This window comes from Kitasatospora sp. NPDC059803 (assembly GCF_042732255.1).
GTDB lineage: Bacteria > Actinomycetota > Actinomycetes > Streptomycetales > Streptomycetaceae > Kitasatospora.
Genome location: NZ_JBHWIJ010000472.1, coordinates 1 through 3,940, shown reverse-complemented (window position 1 = coordinate 3,940; position 3,940 = coordinate 1). Strand labels below are relative to the sequence as shown.

Below are 3,940 nucleotides of genomic sequence, written 5' to 3'. Positions count from 1 at the left end.
GCGTGTGGGGGCGCGGGTGGTTTATAGTTGGTGGCGGGTCCCGGTGGCGGCGTGTACCCCCCCCTGGCGCGCCCCGCGGCCCGGGGCCCCCCCCCCCGAGGCCTTCCAGGTCGGCGAGACCTGTCATACATGTTCGTGGGAACACTCACCTTCGACCTGCTGTTGGGCGACGTCCACTCGCTCAAGGAGAAGCGTTCGATCGTGCGGCCCATCGTGGCCGAACTGCAGCGCAAGTACAGCGTGTGCGCTGCCGAGACCGGGAACCAGGATCTGCACCGCAGGGCCGAGATCGGCCTCGCGGTGGTGGCCGGCGATGCCGGCTACGTCACCGAGATCCTGGACAGCTGTGAGCGGTTGGTCGCCGGCCGCCCCGAGGTGCAGCTCCTCTCCGCGAGGAGGAGGTACCACAACGACGACGATGAATGAGAGCCGTGGAGGCGGTCGGCGGAAGTCGCCGTTCTCACACGGATCAGGACCCAGAGCGCCCGCAAGGCCGGGCGCGGGCCGGTACTTTGGGGCGTGGGCCCCGAAGGGTGCGCAGCTCACCCGAATGCCGGACCCACTGCACGAGGAGGCAACGTGACCGACACCGCAAGGGCGCGCAAGCTCGCCGACCGCATCCAGGTGGTCGTCGCCCAGACCCTGGAGCGGCGGGTCAAGGACCCGCGACTGGGGTTCGTGACCATCACCGACACCCGGGTGACCGGGGATCTGCGCGAGGCCACCGTCTTCTACACCGTCTTCGGCGACGAGACCGAGCGCGAGGCCACGGCCGCAGCGCTGGAGAGCGCCAAGGGCGTGATCCGCTCCGAGGTCGGCAAGATCGGGGTGCGTTTCACCCCGACGCTGACCTTCGTCGCGGACGCGCTGCCGGACAACGCCCGGAACATCGACGACCTGCTCGACCGGGCCAAGGCCATCGACGCGGCGGTGCGCACCACCGCCGCGGGCGCGACCTACGCCGGCGAGGCGGACCCGTACAAGGTTCCGGCGGCCGAGCGTGACGACGAGGACGAGTAGTCATGGCGGGTGAGCCGGCGAAGGCCGCCTCGCGAGCCGGTTCGACCACGGGGGCGTCTTCCACCAGCACGGTGGAGGACGCCCTCGTGGCGCTCCCGGGGCCGCGCACCGAGGAGAGCGGTTTCGAGCTGCTCTGGCAGCAGGTGGTGGCGGAGATCGGGCGGGCCCGGTCGATCGACCTGATCTGCCACATCTGCCCGGACGGCGACGCCCTGGGCTCCTCGTTGGCGGCCGCGCTGGCGCTGCGCGGGCTCGGCAAGCGGGTGCGGGTCTCCTTCGGCGACGACCCGCAGATCGTGCCCGAGTCGCTGGCCTTCCTGCCCGGCCAGGAGCTGATCGTGCCGGCCGCCGAGGTGCCGGACGTCCCCGAGCTGGTGCTCTGCTTCGACGTGGCCGCGGAGAGCCGGCTCGGCCTGCTGCACGGCAAGGCCTTCGCCGCGCCGGTGCTGGTGGTGATCGACCACCACGCCTCCAATCCGGGCTTCGGCACCCACCAGCTGATCGACCCGACCGCGCCGGCCACCGCCGTCCTGGTCGACGAACTGCTGCGCCGGCTCGGCGTCGAACTCGACCAGGACCTGGCCACCTGCCTGTACACCGGCGTCGCCACCGACACCGGTTCGTTCAAGTACCGGGCCACCACGCCCGCCACCCACGAACTCGCCGGGCGGCTGCTGGCCACCGGCATCCGGCACGACCTGATCTCCCGGCAGCTGTGGGACACCTCCTCCTTCGGTTACCTCAAGGTGCTCGCAGGCGCGCTCGACCGGGCCGTCTACGAGCCGGACGCGGCCGGCGGGCTGGGCCTGGTGTGGACCTGGGTGCCGTACCAGGACCTGGTGCTGTTCAGCGTCACGGTCGAGGAGATCGAGGGGCTGATCGACATCCTGCGCCGCCCGGCCGAGGCCGAGGTGGCGCTGGTGCTCAAGCAGGACCCGGACGGCACGCTGCGGGGCTCCTCGCGTTCCAAGGGCGCGGTGGACGTCGCCGCCGCCTGCGCCGAGCTGGGTGGCGGCGGGCACGTCTTCGCGGCCGGGTTCAGCGCCCGGGAGGACGTGGCCGCGGTGGTCGAACGGTTCCGGAGCGCGCTGCGACCGGTACGTTGATCATCTCTTGACCGCTTTTTAGAGAAAGAACTTGATGAAGCGCAAAGGCACCGGCCCGGACGGCCTGGTGATCGTCGACAAGCCCGAGGGCATCACCTCCCACGGGGTCGTCGCCAAGCTGCGATGGCTGGCCGGGACGCGGAAGGTCGGGCACGCCGGCACGCTCGACCCGATGGCCACCGGCGTGCTGGTGATCGGCGTCGAGCGGGCCACCCGGCTGCTCGGCCACCTGATGCTCACCGCCAAGACGTACGAGGCGACCATCCGGCTCGGCCAGACCACCGTCACCGACGACCGGGAGGGCGAGGTCACCGCGTCCGCCCCGGCCGACGGGGTGACCAGGGAGGCGATCGACGCCGGGATCGCCGCGCTCACCGGCGAGATCATGCAGGTGCCCTCCAAGGTCAGCGCGATCAAGATCGACGGCAAGCGGTCGTACGCGCGGGTGCGCGAGGGCGAGGACTTCGAGCTCGCGGCCCGGCCCACCACGATCCACTCCTTCACCGTGCACGCACAGCGCGCGGCGCTCGCCGAGGACGGCACGCCGGTGATCGACCTGGACGTGACCGTCGAGTGCTCCTCCGGCACCTACATCCGGGCGCTGGCCCGCGACCTGGGCGCCGGGCTCGGCGTCGGCGGCCACCTCACCGCGCTGCGGCGCACCAGGGTCGGGCCGTACTCGGTGGAGTCGGCGCACACCCTGGAGCAGCTGGAGGCCGCGGTCACCGGCGAGTCCCCGACGGGGCTGCAGGTGCTGCCGATCGGGGAGGCCGCGGCCGCCGCCTTCCCGCGCTGGGACCTGGACGAGTCGCAGGCGGAGAAGCTGTCGCACGGCGCCCGGCTCAAGGCGCCCGGGCTGGGCGTGGACGGGCCGATCGCGGTGTTCGGGCCGGACGGGCGCTTCCTCGCGCTGGTCGAGGAGACGGGCGGGCAGGCGAAGCCGGTCGCGGTCTTCGTCGGCTGACGCCCCGCAGCGCACGCGTCACCCCCGTCGGGAGTCTTCCGGCGGGGGTTTCGCTCGTTCGGGAGTCGTCCCGGGAGGGGTTTCGCTCGTTCGGGGGGTGTTTCGGCGAGGTCCGGGGTTCCGGGTGAGGTCCGGAGGTTCGTTCCGGCGAGGGGACGGGTCACCCGCCCGGGGGAGCGCGCGAGGTGAACGCCCGTGGTGAGCGGCGCAGGCGCGGTGGGGCCGCCTCCCGGGCGGGCAGGCTCCCCGACGGCGAGCAGGTCGCCGTGACGAGCCCGCCCCCGGGCCGTCCGGCCTGCGGGGAGGGCAGTGCGAATGCCGGGATTCCTGGACGGCGACGGCGTGGCGGGAGACCCGGGGCGGTACCTGCTGCGGATCCGCGACCTCAACGGGCGACTGCACGGCTTAGGGTTCGTCGCCGACCCGCAGGGCACCGTCCTCACCGCCCACGAGAGCGTCACCGGCCTGGACCGGATCGTCCTGCACACCCCCGGCGGGCAGACCAGGGTGCTGGGCCCGGACGCCGTACTGCCGCTGCCCGGGCACGGGCTCGCCCTGCTGCGCACCGACGCGGTCGGCGGGCTGCCCGTGCCGCCGCTGCCCGTCGCGGCCCTCGGGGCCGGGCGCGAGGTGCTGCTGCCCGCGCTGGCCGGCGAGGACGGGCACGTGGTGGCGCTGCGTTGCGGTCTGCTGGGTGCCGCCGGGGCCGGGTACGGCGGGGTCGGCGGGGTGCTGCTGCTCGACCCGCCGGTGGTCGCCGGCGTCGCGGTGCCGGCCGGCTCGCCGGTGCTGGACGCCCGCAGCGGCGCCGTGGTGGCCCTGGCCGTGCCCGCGCTGCGCGGGCCGCAGC

Annotated in this window: 4 protein-coding genes and 1 pseudogene; all 5 read left to right on the top strand. The window is 73.5% G+C overall.

Going from position 1 to position 3,940, the window contains the following annotated elements; all coding sequences use genetic code 11:
* Window positions 1-129: 129 nt before the first annotated feature.
* Window positions 130-426 (top strand): DUF503 domain-containing protein, encoded by a 297-nt coding sequence (locus ACFV6I_RS38260; protein WP_063347622.1) that lies wholly within the window; start codon window positions 130-132, stop codon window positions 424-426.
* A 153-nt stretch (window positions 427-579) separates the two neighbouring features.
* Window positions 580-1,020, top strand: a complete 441-nt coding sequence (gene rbfA, locus ACFV6I_RS38255) for a 30S ribosome-binding factor RbfA (protein ID WP_063347621.1) — start codon at window positions 580-582, stop codon at window positions 1,018-1,020.
* Window positions 1,021-1,022: 2 nt separating this feature from the next.
* On the top strand, window positions 1,023-2,126 hold the full coding sequence (locus ACFV6I_RS38250) for a bifunctional oligoribonuclease/PAP phosphatase NrnA (RefSeq protein ID WP_380346383.1): 1,104 nt from the start codon (window positions 1,023-1,025) through the stop codon (window positions 2,124-2,126).
* Between the two features lie 34 nt (window positions 2,127-2,160).
* Window positions 2,161-3,090, top strand: a complete 930-nt coding sequence (gene truB, locus ACFV6I_RS38245; RefSeq protein ID WP_380430768.1) for a tRNA pseudouridine(55) synthase TruB — start codon at window positions 2,161-2,163, stop codon at window positions 3,088-3,090.
* A gap of 315 nt (window positions 3,091-3,405) precedes the next feature.
* A pseudogene (locus ACFV6I_RS38240) lies at window positions 3,406-3,940 on the top strand (hypothetical protein); the annotation flags it as partial.